Source organism: Marinobacter mobilis (assembly GCF_900106945.1).
In the GTDB taxonomy this organism is placed as follows: domain Bacteria; phylum Pseudomonadota; class Gammaproteobacteria; order Pseudomonadales; family Oleiphilaceae; genus Marinobacter; species Marinobacter mobilis.
Window position 1 is genome coordinate 103,773 of sequence record NZ_FNNE01000006.1, and the last position, 19,364, is coordinate 123,136.

15 protein-coding genes are annotated in these 19,364 nt (G+C 60.0%); 8 read left to right on the top strand and 7 right to left on the bottom strand.

The window, feature by feature from the left end; genetic code table 11:
• Positions 1-9: 9 nt before the first annotated feature.
• The 4 genes from BLV11_RS10670 to ccmI are packed head-to-tail and all read left to right on the top strand — an operon-like array spanning position 10 to position 4,313.
• A complete protein-coding gene (locus BLV11_RS10670) occupies positions 10-2,007 on the top strand; it encodes a heme lyase CcmF/NrfE family subunit (RefSeq protein WP_091813555.1) in 1,998 nt (665 codons plus the stop codon).
• Positions 2,004-2,540, top strand: a complete 537-nt coding sequence (locus BLV11_RS10675) for a DsbE family thiol:disulfide interchange protein (protein ID WP_091813558.1) — start codon at positions 2,004-2,006, stop codon at positions 2,538-2,540. The genes BLV11_RS10670 and BLV11_RS10675 overlap by 4 nt, the downstream gene beginning before the upstream one ends.
• On the top strand, positions 2,540-3,010 hold the full coding sequence (locus BLV11_RS10680; RefSeq protein ID WP_091813561.1) for a cytochrome c-type biogenesis protein: 471 nt from the start codon (positions 2,540-2,542) through the stop codon (positions 3,008-3,010). Before BLV11_RS10675 ends, BLV11_RS10680 begins: the two co-directional genes overlap by 1 nt.
• Before the next feature lie 49 nt (positions 3,011-3,059).
• The gene (ccmI, locus tag BLV11_RS10685; protein WP_091813564.1) at positions 3,060-4,313 is read left to right on the top strand and encodes a c-type cytochrome biogenesis protein CcmI; all 1,254 of its coding nucleotides are present in this window, start codon (positions 3,060-3,062) and stop codon (positions 4,311-4,313) included.
• A 26-nt stretch (positions 4,314-4,339) separates the two neighbouring features.
• Here ccmI and BLV11_RS10690 read toward each other — a convergent pair whose 3' ends face one another.
• From BLV11_RS10690 to BLV11_RS10715, 6 genes are read right to left on the bottom strand one after another with little or no spacing between them, the layout of a single operon-like run.
• Complete coding sequence (locus BLV11_RS10690; RefSeq protein WP_091813567.1) at positions 4,340-6,088, bottom strand: BatD family protein; 1,749 nt, start codon at positions 6,086-6,088, stop codon at positions 4,340-4,342.
• A complete protein-coding gene (locus tag BLV11_RS10695; RefSeq protein ID WP_091813570.1) occupies positions 6,082-7,899 on the bottom strand; it encodes a VWA domain-containing protein in 1,818 nt (605 codons plus the stop codon). Before BLV11_RS10695 ends, BLV11_RS10690 begins: the two co-directional genes overlap by 7 nt.
• Positions 7,892-8,896, bottom strand: a complete 1,005-nt coding sequence (locus tag BLV11_RS10700) for a vWA domain-containing protein (protein WP_091813574.1) — start codon at positions 8,894-8,896, stop codon at positions 7,892-7,894. The genes BLV11_RS10695 and BLV11_RS10700 overlap by 8 nt, the downstream gene beginning before the upstream one ends.
• Complete coding sequence (locus BLV11_RS10705; protein WP_091813577.1) at positions 8,890-9,360, bottom strand: DUF4381 domain-containing protein; 471 nt, start codon at positions 9,358-9,360, stop codon at positions 8,890-8,892. Before BLV11_RS10705 ends, BLV11_RS10700 begins: the two co-directional genes overlap by 7 nt.
• A gap of 9 nt (positions 9,361-9,369) precedes the next feature.
• Entirely contained in the window at positions 9,370-10,311 is a 942-nt protein-coding gene (locus BLV11_RS10710) for a DUF58 domain-containing protein (protein WP_091814106.1), read from the bottom strand.
• Positions 10,312-10,327: 16 nt separating this feature from the next.
• Positions 10,328-11,290: an AAA family ATPase gene (locus BLV11_RS10715; protein WP_091813580.1), complete on the bottom strand. Its 963-nt coding sequence runs from the start codon at positions 11,288-11,290 to the stop codon at positions 10,328-10,330.
• Positions 11,291-11,522: 232 nt separating this feature from the next.
• Between BLV11_RS10715 and BLV11_RS10720 the strand changes: the two genes are divergently transcribed.
• The 4 genes from BLV11_RS10720 (at position 11,523) to BLV11_RS10730 (ending at position 18,812) form a co-directional block, all read left to right on the top strand.
• Entirely contained in the window at positions 11,523-16,400 is a 4,878-nt protein-coding gene (locus BLV11_RS10720) for an NAD-glutamate dehydrogenase (RefSeq protein WP_091813583.1), read from the top strand.
• 165 nt (positions 16,401-16,565) lie between these two features.
• Positions 16,566-16,739, top strand: coding sequence for a hypothetical protein (locus tag BLV11_RS18325; RefSeq protein WP_175528330.1), 174 nt, complete (start codon positions 16,566-16,568; stop codon positions 16,737-16,739).
• A gap of 96 nt (positions 16,740-16,835) precedes the next feature.
• The gene (locus tag BLV11_RS10725) at positions 16,836-17,867 is read left to right on the top strand and encodes a methyltransferase (protein WP_091813586.1); all 1,032 of its coding nucleotides are present in this window, start codon (positions 16,836-16,838) and stop codon (positions 17,865-17,867) included.
• A gap of 93 nt (positions 17,868-17,960) precedes the next feature.
• Positions 17,961-18,812 carry a UDP-2,3-diacylglucosamine diphosphatase gene (locus BLV11_RS10730; RefSeq protein WP_091813590.1) on the top strand — a complete coding sequence of 284 codons (852 nt, stop codon included), beginning with the start codon at positions 17,961-17,963 and terminating at the stop codon, positions 18,810-18,812.
• Between the two features lie 96 nt (positions 18,813-18,908).
• Here BLV11_RS10730 and BLV11_RS10735 read toward each other — a convergent pair whose 3' ends face one another.
• Complete coding sequence (locus BLV11_RS10735) at positions 18,909-19,355, bottom strand: hypothetical protein (protein ID WP_091813593.1); 447 nt, start codon at positions 19,353-19,355, stop codon at positions 18,909-18,911.
• Positions 19,356-19,364: the final 9 nt, after the last annotated feature.

The window sequence follows — 19,364 nt, forward strand, 5'->3', positions numbered from 1 at the left end:
GGTAGACCCATGTATCCTGAGCTTGGACAATTTACGCTAATTCTGGCGTTGCTGTTGTCGGTATTGCTGGCAACTGTGCCGTTGGTTGGCGCGATCACCGGTCGCGAATCCCTGATGGGATTTTCCCGCCCACTGGCTGCTGGCCTGTTTGTGTTTGTCGCCATTGCGTTCGGCATTCTCACCCACAGTTTTCTGGTCGATGACTTTTCAGTGGCCTACGTGGCCAACAACAGCAACAGCATGTTGCCCTGGTACTTCAAGTTCAGCGCGGTGTGGGGCGGGCATGAAGGCTCGCTACTGCTCTGGATACTTATGTTGGCGGGCTGGACGCTGGCGGTAGCGGTGTTTAGCCGACGCCTGCCGACGGTCATGGTGTCCCAGGTGCTGGCGGTGATGGGGATGGTATCGGTTGGTTTCCTGCTGTTCATCCTGATGACCTCCAACCCGTTCAACCGCTTGTTGCCAAACGTGCCGGCGGATGGCGCTGACCTCAATCCGCTGTTGCAGGACTTCGGCCTGATCATTCACCCGCCGATGCTGTACATGGGCTATGTTGGCTTCTCGGTTGCCTTTGCTTTTGCCATTGCCGCGCTGATCAATGGCCGTCTGGACGCGGCCTGGGCCCGCTGGTCCCGGCCCTGGACCACGGTTGCCTGGGCTTTCCTGTCGGTGGGCATTGCCCTGGGAAGCTGGTGGGCCTACTACGAACTTGGCTGGGGCGGCTGGTGGTTCTGGGATCCGGTCGAAAACGCGTCGTTGCTGCCCTGGCTGGCAGGTACCGCGCTGATGCACTCGTTGGCAGTGACTGAAAAACGGGGTGTGTTCAAGTCCTGGACGGTGCTGCTCGCCATTGTCACCTTTGCCCTGAGTCTGCTGGGAACCTTCCTGGTGCGCTCCGGGGTGCTGACCTCGGTGCATGCGTTCGCTTCGGACCCCACCCGGGGGGCCTTCCTGCTGGGCCTGCTGGCGGTCACCATTGTTTCCAGCCTCACGCTCTACGCCTTCCGGGCTCCGGTGGTGCATACCCGGGTCCGCTATGGCTCCCTGTCACGGGAGATTTTCCTGCTGCTCAATAACGTCCTGCTGGTGTCCTCGATGCTGCTGGTGCTGGTCGGCACGCTGTATCCGCTGGTACTGGACTACATGGGCGGTGGCCGTTTGTCCATCGGTGAGCCGTTCTACAACACCACATTCAGTCCTATCGCCATTGCCGTAGGCTTGTTGCTCGGAGCGGGTATCTTTTCCCGCTGGAAGAAGACCGATGGTGGCTGGCTGGGCCGGAAACTGCTGTGGCCGGCGGCCATCAGTCTGCTGGTGGCCGCCGCAGTTGTCGCCGGATTTGGCAACTTTACCCCGTGGGCTTTTGCGGGCGTGTTCACTGCGGCCTGGGTAACGGTGGCCACTGTCGCAGACCTGTGGCTCAAGTCGGCCTCCCGTCAGGGGCGCTGGCATGGCCTGCGGCGCCAGTCCCGAAGCTACTACGGTATGGTGCTTGGCCACCTGGGCATGGCAATGACCATGGCGGGCGCTACGGTTGTTTCCAACTACGGCGTTGAGCGGGATGTGCGGATGGCGCCGGGCGAAACCGCTGAAATTGGTGAATTACGCTTTACCTTCAGTGAGATGGGCTCACGTCAGGGCGCAAACTTTGTTGCCCAGTACGGGCGCTTTGACATCACTCGTGAGGGTGAACTGGTGGCGACCCTCTATCCCGAAAAGCGTCAGTACCATGTCCAGCGCAATGTAATGACGGAGGCCGGTATTGATGCCGGCCTGACCCGGGACCTCTTTGTCGCCCTGGGCGAGCGGGTCGGCGATGACGCCTGGGCCGTGCGGATTCAGTACAAGCCGTTGATCCGCTGGTTGTGGTTGGGAGCGCTGTTCATGGCCGCGGGTGGCTTCCTCGCCATTGCTGACCGGCGATATCGCATTCGAGAGCGAGCCAGTGAGACGGCTTCGTCGACGCCTGGAAAGGCTGAAGGAAATGTTGTGGAGGCGGTGTCATGAGGCGGATCTTACTGTTTATTCCGGTGGCCCTTGCGGTGGCTCTGGGTATTGTTCTGTTTGCCGGTATTGGCAAGGATCCGACGCATCTGGAGTCCGCGTTGATTGGCAAGCCGGTACCGGCTTTTGCCCTGGCTGACCTGCAAAACCCGGATAGGGTACACCACGATGATGTGTTCAAAGGGCAGGTGTCTCTGCTGAATGTCTGGGGCACTTGGTGTCCGGCTTGCCGCGATGAGCATGATGATCTGGTACGACTGGCGGCAGAAGAGGGCGTGCACATCATTGGCCTGAATTATAAGGACAACCGCGATGCGGCTTTGCAGTGGCTGTCCCGCCTGGGTAACCCCTATGCCCTGAGTCTGTTTGACCCTCAGGGTAAGCTGGGTTTTGACCTGGGGGTGTATGGCGCTCCGGAAACCTACGTGGTCGATGCCGATGGCATTGTTCGTTACCGCCACGTTGGGGTGGTCAATGACCAGGTCTGGAATGAGATCCTGCAGCCACTGGTGCGTCAGTATGGAGGGCAGGGCTGATGGCGCGGGTGCTGTTACTGCTGTCTATGATGATGGTATCGCTGTCTGCGGCGGCGATAACCGATGTCTATCCGTTTGACTCTGATGCCGATGAGGCGCGGTTTCGCACCCTGGTTGCCGAACTGCGTTGCCCCAAATGCCAGAACCAGAACATTTTTGATTCCAACGCCCCCATCGCCAAAGACATGCGTGACGAAGTCTATCGGATGCTGTTGGACGGTGCCTCCGACCAGGAAGTCAAAGATGCCCTCGTTAACCGCTTTGGGGAGTTCGTGCTCTACAAGCCGGAATTCAACCAGCGCACGGCGCTGCTTTGGGTCACCCCTTTGATTGCGATCCTTGGCGGGATACTCATTGTGATTGGCGTGGTGGTGCGTTCACGTCAGCGGGAACACAGCACGGTGTCCCTGACCGACGATGAGCGGCGCAAGGCCGAGCGTATTCTCGGTGGCGACGACTCTGCTTCCTGACTCTTTCCCATTTACATCGCTGTTCCACTGACTCATCAATGGTCGATCTATGACAACCACCTTTTGGCTGATTGCCACTGTTCTGATTGCCCTGGCCCTGGCATTCGTTTTTTACCCGTTGCTGTTTACAAAATCCGGCCGACAGCAGACCACCGATATTCGTAACCAGAACCTGATGGCTTACCGCAGCCGCATGGAAGAGCTTGACTCGGAACATGCTGCTGGCCTGATTGACGATGCTGCCTACGGCCAGCTCAAGGACGAACTCGAAGGTAGCCTGCTCGACGATGTCGGTGACGCGCCGGCACCCCGGGCCGTTCAGGGCAGCCATCGCCGGCCGGCGCTGCTGGTGGTGCTTGCCAGTGTTGTGGCGATTCCCGCTGTCGCGGTTCTGCTTTACCAGCAATGGGGAGGACTCGATCAGCTCGAGCAGTATCAGACGATGTTGGCGATGAACTCCGATGATGCGAGTCGTCAGGCACGCATGGGGGATCTGACGGCTCAGTTGCGGGAACGACTGGAGGCCAGTCCTGATAATCCCGATGGCTGGGCCATGCTGGGCCGGTCCTACATGAAGATTGAGCGATACCGTGACGCCGCCTGGGCCTTTGAACAGCTGGCCGGCCAGGTGCCGGACCCGCAGTCCCAGGCCGTTGCCTGGGGACTGTCAGCTCAGGCCCTGTTCTTTGAAAGCCGGGGGGAGATGAGTACCGGTGTAACCCGTGCCATTGCCAATGCGCAGGCGCTTGACCCCGACGAGGTCAATGCCCTGGGGCTTCTGGGCATCTATGCCTTCAGTCAGGAAGACTTTCAGGGGGCGATTGATTCCTGGGAGCGCATCGTAGCCGTGGCGCCGAACCACCCCCAGTTGCCGTCGATACGTGAGGGCATCAATCAGGCCTACCAGCGGCTCGGCAAGGAAAACCCCGCGCTGGCGGTGTCGGGTAAAGGCGTATCTGTTCGCGTAGAGCTCGCGAACGGTCTGGCTGGCGAGGTGCCTGCAGATGCGGCGCTGTTCGTGTATGCCCGGATTCCGGGCGAAGGGCGCTCCATCCCGGTGGCGGTTGCCCGCCTGACCGCAGCAGATCTGCCGCTGGATTTACGTCTGGATGACCGTTACATCATGAATCCGGCCATGCGAATTTCAGACACCGCCGAAGTCCTGGTTACCGCACGGGTGTCCATGACCGGCAATGCCATGCCGCAGTCTGGCGATCTTCAAGGCGAGGCGGACGACGCCATCGCAGTGACTGACGCCGAACAGCCCCCGGTCTCTATCGTCATCGATAGCCGTATTCCCTGACACCTTGGCTGGCTGTACCCGCAGGATCAGTGGTGACTGGCCAGCTCCTGAGGGTACAGTGGCGGTAACGTCAGCTCAGACTGGTCGTCACGGGAGTGGCCTGGCTCTTGCAGCCTGAGCCGCTTCAGAGCGGCGACCAGGGCCTCTCCCTGCCAGCGGTCCTGCTGATGGTCATCCTGACGTCCAAAGTAATGTCTTTGTAGTTTTTCCAGCTCCTGGGTCAGGCCATCGTCGCCTGCCTCTCTCAACAGGCTTCCCACGTTACGATAGGGCTTTTCGGGACGATTCAGGTTGGCCCAGGCAAGCAATAAGGAAGGGGTGTTGGCCTTGCCCCTGCGGGCCGCCTGCAAGAGGTTCTCGAACGCCTCGCGTTCCCGGTTGCTGACGGTGCGCGTCGGAGGCTGTTTGGGCGCGTTGCCACGACCACGTAGCCAAAGGATCAGGGTGATGGCCCAGGCAATGGCGAATGCCAGGCTGAGCCAGGCCCAGAAGTGGCTTGAGTCGTTGGCGATTTGCGGAAACGAAGGTGTCGTCGTTGGTGTGCCCGGTTCCACTGCGGGTTCCATGGAGGCCGGCAGCGGGGAGGCCGGTTGAGGCCCGGCCGCGGTGCCACGAATGGTGACCGTATGCGCAGGCAGAACCGCGACTTTTTCGGTATCGGTGGTGGTATCCCACCAGGGAATTCGGATTTCAGGCAGGCTCACCTCACCAGGACTGACCGCGACCAGGGCCGCGCTCTGGGTCAGACGTCCCTCCAGTCCGCTGGCGAGCACATCGGTCTGCCGCTCGGGTGCATCGGGATAGCTGCGCAGGTTGTCGGGCAGGGTGTCGGGCAGCGGCGGCAACGCTTCGGACGTCAGCCCGCGGGCGGTCACAGTCAGGGTGCGGGTCAGGCTATCACCGGTGTTCATGGTCAGCTGAGCGGGGATGTCCGCCTCGCTCAGGGTCAGATGACTGGCGGGCAGCCAGGTATCGCCGCTGAAACTGGCAGGTGGTGCATCGACGGTTATGGTGAACAGTTGCGCACTGTCGCGCAGATATTTTATGGCGCCGTTGGCGTCACGGGTCTGGCCCTCGAAGCGGAACGGCGCGAATGTCATGGCGCCAGGTTCCTGAGGGAACACGGCATACCGACGTTCAACCACGCGGTACTCACGGTTATCACGGAACTCCCGGTATTCCCGCTGATTCCCCAGCGGTTCGATCAGCGCCGTGGGGTGCTCTGGTTCGGAGAGTTCGCCTCGCAACAGACTACCGGTGAAGTAGAGCTTCAGGGTGATGACCAGCTGCTCCTGAACGTAGACCTGCTCCTTGTCCGTGGCCAGTTCAATAAACGCGTCCTTGATGACACCTTCGGGCTGGGGTGCGGTGCCTTCCCTGACGGTGATTTCGACTGGGGCAGAAACCTGGCCGTCGTACGCCAGTGACGGAATGGTGAGGGTGCCGGTGCGTTTGGGCGCGAGCTGGAAGACCCAGGTGATCTCCCCATGCATGTCGCTGTTGATCGTGCGGATGCTGTACTTCTGGTTCTGAGCCAGGATGTCGAAATCTGCCGCGAGTTTGTCGACATCGGGCATGGGTAACTGCGGAGCGCCGGGGTCGAACAGGCTTTCAAAGTTGAATTCAAGTTTGATGTTGGCCTTGACGGTCAGCGTCAACGTATCGCCTGCATAAAGCTCCGTACGGTTGGCCTCGGCTGTCAGGCCTTCACTGGCGTGAGCGGGTGCCGCCTGGAGAAAGATCAGGGTCAGCAGGAAGATCAGCCGAATTACCATGGTGTATCACCCTTGTCCGGTTGTGTTTCGCGATTCTGGTACTGTTGCAGGAATTTTCGGCGCAGCAGTCCACCGGGGTCATCCGGCACCCGCCGCAGCCATTGTTCTTGTCCCTGACTGAGCGGGGCCATATCCAGTTCGCTCAGTGCCGGGGCTGGTTGTTCCTCACCGTCACTGGGCTCGTCATTTGTCCGCTGGCTCTCGCCGTCCGATTCGGGCTCCTGGTCTGGCTGCGAAGGCTGATCCGCCTCGCCGCTGTCGTCCGGCTGCCCCTGACTGTTATCACCGTCTTGCGGGGCGCTTTGCGGCGACCCCTCATCGCCGCCATTGTCGTTTTCTCCAGGCTGTGGCTGTTCGCCACTGCCGGACGATGACTGGTTGTCCTGATTTTCCTCGTTCTCACCTTCGCTGTCTTGCTCGCCATCGCCATCCTGGTTCTGGGATTGCTGCTGTTCCAGCAGCTCCTTGACGATGTCGCGGTTGATCAGGGCATCCTCGTGGTCTGGGGCCTCGGCCAGTACGGTGTTGTATTCGTCGATGGCCTCTTGCAGCTTGCCACTGCGGGCAAGGGCGTTGGCGCGGTTGTAGCGGGCCTCCGCATGTTCGGACTGGGCAAAGGACCGGGCCGCACCCTCGTAGTCTCCGGCCCGGTAAAGAGCACTGCCGCGCCACTCGGGATCGTCAAATCGTTCGGCGGCCCGTTCCGGGTCTTCGGCAATCAGTGCCTCGCCGCGCTGATCCGGGCGCGACCACAGGTCATCCCAGTCCATGGCCATCGCAGGCGAGGGTTGCAAGGCCGGCAGGACGATTACCATGACCACCAGCAGCGAACCCTGGCGCCAGCTGAGAGCAAGCAACGGCAGTATCAGCCAGAGCAGCCAGTAGCCGTCATCCTGCCAGCGCTCGACACTCAGGTCCTGATCGGTGTCTTGCCAGCTGTTGCCATCGGCTGAACGAAGCTGGAGTGCCTTTATGTCCTGATCGTCCAGGGTCAGCGGGTGACTCCTGCCCCCCGTGGCCACCGCTAGACGTTCCAGCGCAGACGGATTGGCTCGTGCCAGAACAATGTCATTCCCTTGGCGAATGAAGCCATGACCGCTCAGCGGGATGGGGCCGCCTTCCTCGGTGCCCACCACCAATGCGCTGAGGGAATAGCGGCTGTCGTTCATCTGGTTCCGGATGGCCTGCTGGTAACGGGTACTGACGTCGTCCGTGATCAGCACAATCCGGCCGGGGCCGCGGGCCCCGTTGTTGAGCAAGGTGACGGCCTGAGCAATGGCCAGGTCGGCACGGTTGCCTGCCGAGGGCATGAGGGTCGGGTCCAGCACATCCAGCATGCCTTCAATGGTGCGGCGGTCATCGGTCAGAGGTGCCACCAGATGGGCATCCGCCGAGTACACCACCAGCGCGCTAAGACTGGCCTGACGTGAGACCAGGATGTCGCGGATCTTGCGCTTGGCCACCGTGAGGCGGTCAGGCATGACATCGGTCGCAAGCATCGACAGTGACAGGTCGAGCACGATCACCAGGCTGTCGTTCTGTTGTTGCACGGGGGTGGCCACCTGTCTCCAGGCGGGCCCTGCGAGGGCCACTGCCAGTAGCAGTACCAGCATGGTGACTGGCAGCAGGCGGCGTTTGTGCGGTCGGGATTGGCCGCTGGCATCCCCCATCAACGGGCCGAGCAGATGAGGTGGGATGATCCGTTTCCAGCCGTTTTCGCTGCTGGCAGCGCGGCGCTGGATCAGCGGAAGCAGCGGTATGAGCAACAATAACAGGAGCCAGAATGGCCGTAGAAAATGGAAATCAGCCATGGCGTGAACGCCTCCGTAGACCCGCGCCTGCGTTGGCAAACGGCAGCAGTAACCAGACCAGTGCGGCGGCTCCGGCGGGCCAGTAATACAGCTCGGTGACCGGCCGGTAGTGCTGGCCTTCCAGTTCGATGGGCTCGAGCTGGTTGATGTTTTCGTAGATCAGCTCCAGTTCCGGCAGACTGCGGGCGCGGAAATACTGGCCGCCGGTTTCGCTGGCAATCCGCTTCAGCAGGGCCTCATCAAGATCCCGCGACGGATTGACCCGCCGCGACCCCAGCAGCCCCCGCTGAATCAGGGATTCCGCACCAATGCCGATGGTGTAGATTCTCACGCCCGCGTCGCGGGCGATGCCTGTTGCGACATCCGGAGAAATTTCCCCAGCGGTATTGGCGCCATCGGTCAGCAGAATGACCACCCGCTGGTCTTCCGGGCGGTCGCGCAAGCGTTTAATCGCCAGACCCATGGCGTCGCCAATGGCCGTGGCGCGACCGGCCATGCCAATACCGGCTTCATCCAGCAGCAGACGAATGGTGCGGTGATCGAACGACAGTGGTGCCTGGATGTAGGGGGCGGTACCGAACAGAAGTAACCCCAGGCGATCGCCCTGGCGTTTGTCGATAAACTCGTGGAGAACCCGTTTGACCGCCTGCAGTCGGTTGATGGTTCGGCCGGAGACCACCATGTCGCGTTCGTCCATGCTGGGGGATATATCGACCGCCAGAAGCAGGTCGCGGCCGGTGACCGGCAGCTGGACCGACTCACCGACGTACTGGGGGCGGGCCAGGGCAATGACCAGCAGGGCCCAAACCACGGTGAGCAGGACTTTGCGCCAAAGGGGCGGTTGACTGCCTCTGGTGGTCACACCGGGGAGCCCGCTCAGCCAGTGGCCAACCGGGATAACCGGCGCCTCGACTGCGGTCCGGGTTGTTTGACGAAACACCAGAAACAACGGAACCGCTAACAGCAGCAGTAACCAGGGGGCGGCGAGGCTCAGCATTTTTGCCCCCTCAGCCAGAGCCGTGCCAAGGCAATCGCCTGATCGGCATCGCAGCCGGGCGCAGGATGCCAACTACTGGCCACCATTGCCTCTAGCGTGGGGCGGGAGGCGATCGTGTCGCCGGGGCCGGTTTCGAGCAGGAAATCGATCCAGGCATCACCGCTCAAGGATTCTGGGAACCGCTGCGGGTAGCGGCATCGGGCGCTGCGTTTGAGCAGCTGGTTCAGGCGACGGAACCAGTCGGAGTCGCGGTCAGGGGACATGGCGAGCTGGTCAATCTCGGACAGCGCCTGCACCAGCCAACGGTTACGACGGCGTTGGCGGATCAGCCACCAGCTTACAAACGCCAGTAGCACGATCGTCAGAATCAGCAATGCCCACCAGCCCGGCGCCGGGGGCCAGAAACCGCCGGGATCAGGTAAGTGGATGTCCCGCAATTGACTGAGGGGGTCTTGTTCCATCATGTACTGGTACTACCTGATATGACCTTTAGGGCCCAGCAGCGATTGCAGGAACACGGCCGGGTCGTCATGGGTGGAAAGTGTCTGGTGGCCGACGGCGGAACGCCTCAGGCACTGGCTGAAGTCCTGTTCATGTTGCTGCACCCGTCGGGCAAACGCCTGCTGAAACTGCCGGTCGCCACCATCGAACCATAGGGTGCCCGTTGGCCCGGCAACGGCAAAACGTCCGTTGTCTGGCAGGTGTTGCTCCAGCGGATCCTGAACCCGGATGGCCGTCACTGTGTTGTGACGTGCGAGTGCGCCCAGCAAGTGTGGGGTATCGTCGCTCAGGGTCAGGAAATCGCTGATTACAAACACCCGGCTACCGGTGTGACATACCCGCCGGGCCTCCTGCAGGGCAGTATTCAGGTCTGTTATGGCTACCGCCGATGTCGCCTCTGCGGATGGCTCGGGTCGATGTTGGAAATGAGCCAGGTGATCCAGCAGCTTGAGTACAGTTTTCTTTCGCCGTGCAGGGCGCACGACCACAATATCGTCATCGTTAAACACAATACCGCCAACCTGGTCCCCCGCCCACAGTCCGAGCCACGCCAGCAAAGCCCCCAACTGTGCGTTACGGACCTGTTTGTAGGCGCCGCCGCTACCGAAAAAGTGGGAGCGGGAAAGATCGCAGATCAGCAGCAGAGGGCGTTCCCGTTCCTCTTCATAAAGTTTGGTATGTGGTGTCTGTCGACGCGCGGTGACCCGCCAGTCGATGCTGCGGATATCATCGCCCGGCTGGTAGGGGCGGACCTCGGAGAACGCCATGCCCCGGCCCTTGCGCGGCGAACGCTGCTGCCCCGCTTGCTGACTGCGGGCAGGGCGGGAGCTGGGCAGCCGCAGGGCGCGGGCGTCGGCCTGCAGGCGAATCAGCCCGGGCAGGTCGATAACGGTGGTGGCGTCGGAATGGATCATGGTCGTGCCGGTCACCTCAGGCGGTGACTGGAACGCGTTCCAGCAATCGCTGGATCACGGTGTCCGGGGTCATACCTTCGGCTTCCGCTTCAAAGGTCAGCAACAAGCGATGGCGGAGCACATCAAAGGCCACATTGCGAACATCATCCGGGGTGACGTAGTCACGGCCATCCAGCCACGCCAGGGAGCGGGCGCAGCGATCAAGTGCAATCGTGCCCCGGGGGCTGGCACCGAACGCAGTCCAGCGACCCAGTTCCGGGTCAAGACGTCCCGGGTCGCGGCTGGCCAGTACCAGGGCCAGCAGGTACTCCTCCACCGCCTCGGCCATGAACACTTCGCTCACTGCGTTGCGGGCTTCAAAGACCTGGCTTGCGGTTACTTTTACCGCGGCCGGGGGCTGGCCCTGGCGATAGTCGTTGCGGGCCAGATGCAGGATGGCACGTTCAGCCTCGGCGGATGGATAGTCAATCAGCACATGCATCAGGAAGCGGTCAAGCTGGGCTTCCGGCAGCGGGTAGGTGCCTTCCTGTTCGATGGGGTTCTGGGTGGCCATCACGAGAAACAGCTGGTCCAGCGGAAAAGTGCGCATGCCCACGCTGATCTGGCGCTCGCCCATGGCCTCAAGCAAGGCTGACTGGACCTTGGCGGGCGCCCGGTTGATCTCGTCGGCCAGCACCAGGTTATGGAAGATCGGACCTTTCTGGAAGTCGAACTGGCCGGTTTCCGGGCGGTAGATTTCACTGCCGGTGACGTCGGACGGTAACAGATCCGGGGTGAACTGGATCCGGTGGAAGTCACCCTCCAGGTGATCAGCCAGAGCCTTGATGGCCGTGGTCTTGGCCAATCCCGGCGCACCCTCCACCAGCAGGTGACCATCGGCCAGCAGGGCGATCAGCAGGCGCTCTACCAGCGTTTCCTGACCAATGATCCGCTGGGCGAGCTGGGATCTGAGTTCCCCGAAGGTGGTTTGCAGCGACATGGGCAATGGAGCTCCTGACAAAAGTCGTAGGGGTAATTTCGGACCGAAAATAGAGGCTCCAGTCTTCGGGGACAGGGGACAAAAATCAAGGGTTTGACTATGCTTTTCGATACAGCATCGGTGTTTCCGGTATTGCCTGGGATTGGGCTGGGGCACGCCAGCTCTGGCTTTGCGGGGGAATGTCGGGGCAGTCAGTCTTTATTACCATTCCTTCACAGATATTGGGGTAGATATGAACGCGCTGACAGTGGCCAGCAAAGCACAGTTTATTGAGCAGTTGGCAGAAGCGGTCAATGAGAAAATCGATAAGAAAGAGGCGAAGCGTATCAATGAATTCGCCTCGCAGTACCTGTCTCACATGCCGCTCGACGAACTGGTCAGTCGTCGATTTTCCGATACCTACGGGTCTGTGCTTGCCGCCTGGCAGTTTTTCCAGACCCTGAAACCGGATCAGTCACGGGTGTCGGTGTTCAACCCGGATCTTGAGAGTGACGGCTGGCAATCGACCCACACCGTTATTTTCATTCTTCACCCCAATATTCCGTTCCTGATCGACTCTGTCCGTATAGCGATCAATCAGCGTGAGATCGGCACCCATGCCATCCACCACGCGGTGCTGCAGGTTGACCGTGACCGCAACGGCAAACTGAAGAAGCTGCACACGACTGAACGCTCCCCCTCCAAGACCGATTACGAAGCCCTGATCGTGCTGGAAATCGATCGCCACAGCGATACGGCTGAACTGGCGAAGCTGGAGTCGGCCCTGCAGACCGTGTTGCATGAAGTGCGTATCGCGGTGGAGGATTTTCCGCTGGTCACCGCCAAGGCTCAGGAAATCCTGGCAGAGCTGGACGACACATCGGCGCGGATCAGCGATGAAGACAAAGAGGAGGCGAGGGCTTTCCTGCGCTGGTTGTCAGAAGACCGGTTTACCTTCCTTGGTTATGACGAGTATGACTTCGCCAAGGGTCGCGGCGGCACGGTGGTACAGCGGGTACCCAACTCTGAACTGGGTATTCTCCGGGTCAATAACGAGCGGCCCGACAAGGTTCACCTGAACGAGTTGCCCAAGCGAACCCGTCATGAAATGACCGGGACCGAAGGTCTGTTCATTTTCGCCAAGTCGGCCCAGCGCTCCCGGGTTCACCGGCCGGCTTATCCCGACTATATCGCGGTCAAGAAATTCAACAGCAAGGGCGAGGTGGTTGGCGAGCGTCGTTTCCTCGGGCTATACACCTCCCGGGTCTATAACGAACGGCCGGATGAAATTCCTTTATTGCGTCGCAAGACCGAGTCCGTGATGGCGGCCTCGGGTTTTCTCCGTGACGACTATGCCGGCAAGGAACTGGAGCAGATCCTGGTGGTGTATCCGCGGGATGAGCTGTTTCAGATTTCAGCGGATGAACTGCTGCAGACTGCTCTGGAGATTATCTATATCCAGGAGCGGCGCAAGGTCCGGCTGTTTATGCGTGAAGACGTATATGGCCAGTTTGTTACCTGTCTGTGTTTCTTCCCGCGGGACATCTATAACACCGAACTTCGTCTGAAGGTGGAGAGCGTCCTGCGGGAGAGCCTGGGGGCCGACGACATCGAGTTCGTGACCCATTTCTCGGAGTCGGTGTTGGCCCGGGTCCAGTTCACGGTGCGAGTGCCTCAGGTGGATAACCGCCAGTTGCCCGTCGCCGAGCTACAGGAAAAGATTGTCGGTCTGGCCCAGTCCTGGCGTGACGGTCTCGAAGAGGCGCTAAGTGAAACCTACGGTGAAGAGCGCGGTAACGAGATCTGCCGGCTCTACGGAGCGGCCTTCCCGGCCAGTTATCAGGACATGTTCTCGCCTCGCCGGGCGGCCATTGATCTGGAACACATCACCTCGGTTGTCGCCAACAAGCGCCTCGCGATGAGCTTCTACCGGGCACTGGAAGAGAGCGAATGTACATTTCATTTCAAGCTGTTCCACCCGGACGTACCGCTCCCGCTGTCGGATGTGATGCCGATTTTTGAGAACCTGGGCTTCCGGGTGCTGGGGGAACATCCCTTTGATGTGGTTGACCGCAACGGTTGTCGGGTATGGATTCACGACTTCTCGCTGCAGGCGACCAGTGGCGTGGTCGTGGACATCCACCGCATCAAGCCGATTTTCGAGGAGCTGTTCAGCCGGGTCTGGTATGGCGAAGCAGAAAATGATGCCTTCAACCGGCTTTTGTTGTCGTCCTACATGGACTGGCGGGAAATTGCACTGCTACGCACCTATGCCCGCTACATGCGTCAGATCCGGATCTCCAACAGCCAGACCTTTATCTCCAATACCCTGGTCAATCATGTGGGGCTGGCCCGGCGTCTGCTCGACTTTTTTGCCGTGCGGTTCAACCCGGAGCGCTACCAGAGCCCGGCCAAGTGCACGGCTGCCCAGCAGAAGCTGGAAATCGAGTTCAACGCTGCGCTCGACGACGTTGAAAATCTCAGTGAAGACCGGGTGCTGCGACTCTACCTGGAGCTGATGCAGGCCTCCCTGCGCACCAACTATTACCAGCCGGATGCTACCGGTTTGCCAAAGCCTTATATCAGCCTCAAGTTCGACCCGTCGGGGATTCCGGACATGCCGCTGCCATTGCCGATGTTCGAGATCTTTGTGTACTCGCCCAGGGTGGAAGGGGTGCACCTGCGCGGTGGCCGGGTGGCCCGGGGTGGCCTGCGCTGGTCTGACCGTTTTGAGGATTACCGTACCGAGATCCTGGGTCTGGTGAAGGCCCAGCAGGTGAAAAATGCGGTGATCGTGCCAGTTGGGGCGAAAGGAGGCTTTGTCGCCAAGCGGCTGCCTGACCCGGCTGACCGCGATGCCTACCAAAAGGAAGGCATTGCGGCTTACAAGACCTTTATCCGTGGCCTGCTGGATATTACCGATAACCTGGTTGAGTCGACGATACAGCCGCCGCAGCGGGTGATCCGTCATGACGATGACGATCATTACCTGGTTGTTGCCGCGGACAAGGGCACAGCGACCTTTTCCGACATCGCCAATGGCCTGGCAGATGACTACGGGTTCTGGATGGGGGACGCTTTTGCCTCGGGCGGAAGTCATGGCTACGACCATAAAAAAATGGGCATTACCGCCAAAGGTGCCTGGGTGTCTGTTGAGCGGCATTTCCGCGAACTCGGCATCAACCCTGCGACGGATGAATTCACCGCCATTGGTATCGGCGATATGGCCGGAGACGTTTTCGGCAACGGTTTGCTGCGCTCAGACAAGACCCGATTGGTCGCGGCGTTCAATCATCTGCACATTTTTATTGATCCGACCCCGGATCCGGCGGTCAGCTTTGCCGAACGTGAGCGACTGTTCAACCTGCCACGGTCTGCCTGGTCAGACTACGATGAAAACCTGATATCGGCGGGCGGGGGTGTGTTTAGCCGCAGTGCCAAATCGATTCCGGTCAGTGCTGAAATGAAAAAGCTGCTGACGATCAAGGCCGACCGGGTGCCGCCCAACATGCTGATCTCCCATATCCTGCGGGCGGAAGTTGATCTTCTTTGGTTTGGCGGAATCGGTACCTACGTCAAGGCGTCGAGCGAGTCGCACAGCGATGTCGGCGACAAGGCCAACGACGGTTTGCGCATCAATGGTAGCGACCTGCGCTGCAAAGTCGTGGGTGAGGGCGGTAACCTGGGTATGACCCAGTTGGGACGGATCGACTACGCCCTCAAGGGCGGTCGCCTCAATACCGACTTTATTGATAACGCCGGTGGTGTGGACTGTTCCGACCATGAGGTCAACATCAAGATCCTGCTCAACCGGGTGGTGGCCAGTGGCGATCTTACCGAGAAACAGCGCAATGCCCTGTTGGAGCAGATGACCGACCGGGTCGCTGAGCTTGTACTGAAGAACAACTACCGCCAGACCCAGGCCCTGAGTATTGCCAGCCTGGAGGCGTCGTCGCGTCTGGAAGAGTACCGGCGACTGATGAGCACTCTGGAAGCCCAGGACAAACTCAACCGGGCGCTGGAATTCCTGCCGGATGATGAAACCCTGTCTGAGCGCAAACTCGACAAGAAGGGCCTGACCCGGCCGGAGCTTTCGGTGCTGATCTCTTACGTCAAAGGCGACCTCAAGCAAACCCTGATCGACAGCGAGTTGCCGGACCTGTCTGCGCTGGCGTCGGAGATGCACAAGGTGTTCCCCGATACCCTGGTGAAAAAGTTCCCGACGGAACTCGGTGATCACCAGTTGAAGCGGGAGATCATTGCCACCCAGATTGCCAACGATATGGTCAACCACATGGGCATTACCTTTGTGGAGCGGTTGATGCAGTCGACGGGAGCCAGTCCGGCATCCATTGCCCTGGCCTGGATCATTGCCCGCGATATCTTCCAGCTGGATCGCTGGTGGGATCGTATCGAGGAATTGGATTACAAGGTGTCCGCTGCATTGCAGATGGAGCTGATGAACAGTCTGATGCGGTTGATCCGGCGAGCTGTGCGTTGGCTGCTTCGTAATCGCCGCAGTGAACTCAGTATTGCCAATCACATGGAGCGCTTTTCCGACAACATCAGTACGATCGCCAGCAACCTCCAGGATTATCTCGGCGATCAGGCCCGAGCGGACTGGCAGGGTCGTCACGAAGCCTATGTCGGGCAGGGCGTGCCAGAAGATCTGGCGGCAGTGGTGTCCGGCGAGTCCTACCTGTACTCTGCGCTGGGCATCATTGAAGCTCAGGCTGCAACCAAGATGCCACTGAAAGTGGTGGCAAACCTCTACTACACCCTGGGTGACAAGCTGGAGCTGACCTGGTTTGCCAATGCGATCGCCGCATTGGTACCTGGGTCCCACTGGCAGGCTCTGGCCCGGGAAAGTTTCCGTGAGGACCTGGACTGGCAGCAACGGGCGTTGACCACTGGTGTGCTGAAGATCGCCTGCCATTCCGGCAACATCGATACCTGCCTGGAAACCTGGATGAGTCAGTACGAGCCGATGATTGGGCGCTGGAAGGGGATGCTGGCAGAACTCAAGGGCGTTCGTGAACCGGAATACGCTATGTTCTCCGTTGCCCTGCGGGAATTGCTGGATCTGGCGCAAAGCACGATTCACACCCCTCTTGAGAGTGAGGCTGTGTGAGTGAAAATGGCGGCGTGAGGGGCGTTGGCCCCTTACGTTTCTTAACGTCTTGTCGCAAATGTGACGCAAAAAATGTCAGTCAGTGTCAGAAAATCGTGATGAGCGTCAATTTCTGACGTGGGGCGTCGTTTGTATACTGGCCGTGTTGTTAATCGGAGGTGCATCATGCGACAGGTATTCAACAAGGCTTTGAACGCCTTTGGCCAACTCAAATCCCGTCCCCTGGACCGCAAGGGGGAGTCCGAAAAAAAGGCCGATTCCGCCGAGGCGGAGCGGGCTACCTGGGATATGTCCCCGGAGGATGCACTGAGAGTCGGTACGGTCGCCGGTTACAAGTAACGACCTGCCAGCCGGGGGGAATGAGCCAAGCGGCGAGACTCCCGCAACGAATCACGATAAAGTATCCCGCCTGTTGACCTCAGCCGGGATATTTTTATGTCATCGCTACCCAATTCCCACGCTGCCCTGCTGAAAAATCAGGCGCAGCTGACTGCACCGCTGGCCCTGATCGGGTTGTCGGACCCTGCCTTGTTATCCCGTCTTCCTGCGCCGGGAACCGTGGTGTGTGATCATTATGGTGCCTACCAGAATGTGTGCTCCGTTTCCGGATGGCAGCCATTATTTGGTTATTTCGAAGAGAGTGCTGCTGAAGGCGCGGCAGGCACGGTGGTGGTCTTCATGCCTAAGGCGAAGGCTGAATTGGCGCTCAGGCTGAAGCGGGCGGCGTCGATGGTGAGGGCGGGTGGCCAGATCCTGCTGGTGGGGGAAAAGCGCGAAGGTATCGCTGGTGCGGTAAAGCAGTTGCAGGCGCTGGCCCCCAAGGCCTGGAAAGTCGACAGTGCCCGACATTGCCAGGTTTGGCTGGCAGATATGGCGGCCACGGGGGCCCCGTTGGTTCAGGACGACTGGCTCAGTTGGCATACGGTGGACGTGGCCGGGACGATGGTTGACGTGGCCGGCTTGCCGGGAATCTTCAGCGATGGGCGCCTGGATGACGGGACCCGCATGCTGCTTGAAACGCTGGCGTCCGATCCGCTCGCCGGAGGTTCGGTGCTGGACTTTGCCTGCGGGGCAGGTGTGATCGGCGGCTGGCTGCAGGCCCGCGGTGTTTCCGGGGTGGTTGATGGGGTCGATGTTCAGGCTCAGGCGGTGACCTGCGCGTCACAAACCTACCAGCGCTGTGGCGCTGCGGGGGAAATCATGGCCGGAGATGGCCTTGATGGTGTTCAGGGGCGCTACCAGAGCATTGTCACCAATCCGCCATTCCACACCGGCGTGCGCATCGACACCTCCATGACCAGTCGTTTCCTGCAACAGGTCTCGGCTCATCTGAACCGGGGGGGGGAGCTGAGGTTGGTGGCCAACAGTTTCCTGCCCTACGAACCATTGATTCGGGAGCATGTCGGGCCCTGCGACGTCATCCGGCAGGATAAGCGCTTTACCGTCTACCGGGCACACCGTCACTGAATTGTCCCATCCCTGTCATATCGTCGTCATCCGCCTGCGCGAGCTTAGTGAGTCATAGGCTCCCTAAGATCAAGCCCCAGGCGGAGGCGATTGATGCACAGATACCGCAGCGTATTCATATCCGATGTTCACTTGGGTTCGGCTGACTGTCAGGCGGATTATCTGCTGGATTTTCTGGACAACGTCGAGTGCGACACGCTCTACCTGGTGGGCGATATCATTGACCTGATTGCCATGCAGCGCAGAGTCCACTTCCCGGAATCCCACCAGGCCATCGTCCGCAAGCTGATGGCGATTGCCGCCTCTGACACCCGGGTGATCTACATTCCGGGTAACCATGACGAATTCATGCGCCATTTTTGTGGTCAGACCCTGTCGGGCATTGAACTCAGACAAAAGGCGATTCACACCACCGCTGACGGACGCCGTTTTGTGGTCTGTCACGGTGATCAGTTTGATCAGGTCGTCCGTTGCAGCCCGCTGATGCTTTTGGTGGGTGATCGTGCCCATGGCCTGCTGCTTCGTTTAAACCGCTGGTTCAACGCCTGGCGGCGTATGCGCAACAAGCCTTACTGGTCACTGGCTGCCTGGGTAAAAACCCGGATCGGCAAGGCCCGCTCCTTTATCCGCCGGTTTGAGATGGCGGCGCTGACGGTGGCTGAACGCGGAAACTATGACGGCTTTATTTGTGGGCATATTCACTCCGCCGGCTTCCTGCGAAGTCAGGACGGCCTGTACTGCAATGACGGCGATTGGGTTGAGCACTGCACGGCGCTGGTGGAGAGCGAAGCCGGACGGCTGGAGATCCTGCACTGGTCTGAGCAGCCCAGCCTGGTAGAGCGGGAGCCTGATGCGCCTGCGCCGGAGTTTGTGCGTGGCCCGCGCCCGGTGGTAGATACCCTGTCCCAAGCCTTTATCGAGCAAGTTAACGCCGAGCCCAAGTAAGGGCCGGCGTTGAATGGTGACCAAATTTTGGGCAAAAAAAAGCCCCTGGGGTAAGGGGCAAATAGGTGTGTATCCCTAGCGGGTCACAACCTGAAATCATTCAGCTTTGGCGTCAGTCTCGCTGTTGGCCGGCTGGAGCTTCTGGGCCAGTTCACGCAGCTGCTCAATGGCATTGCGAGCCTGGGATTCCGCACGATCACGGGCTTCCACGATCTTCGGCTTTACTTCCGCCTGATAGGTTTTGCCAGCCTGGTCGCTGAAATAGGCGGTCACCATGTTGGCGTCCCACCACAGCTTCTTGCGCAGGTCGTAAGTAGCGACGTCGAACTGGCGTGCCAGTGACTTCAGAGACGGGTTCTTTTCGCGAACCTGAGCTACAACGTTGGCCAGAGTGGTCGGTTCAGAGACATCTGCGCCCATATCCGCCAATACTTTCTTCAGTTCGGCAGTTGCCCAATCCAGTGTCGGACGAACCTGATCTTCCAGGCGCTTGCGGGTTGCCTGAACAGATTCAAGGCTGTTTTTCAGGGATTCCTGAATCATTGTGCTGTC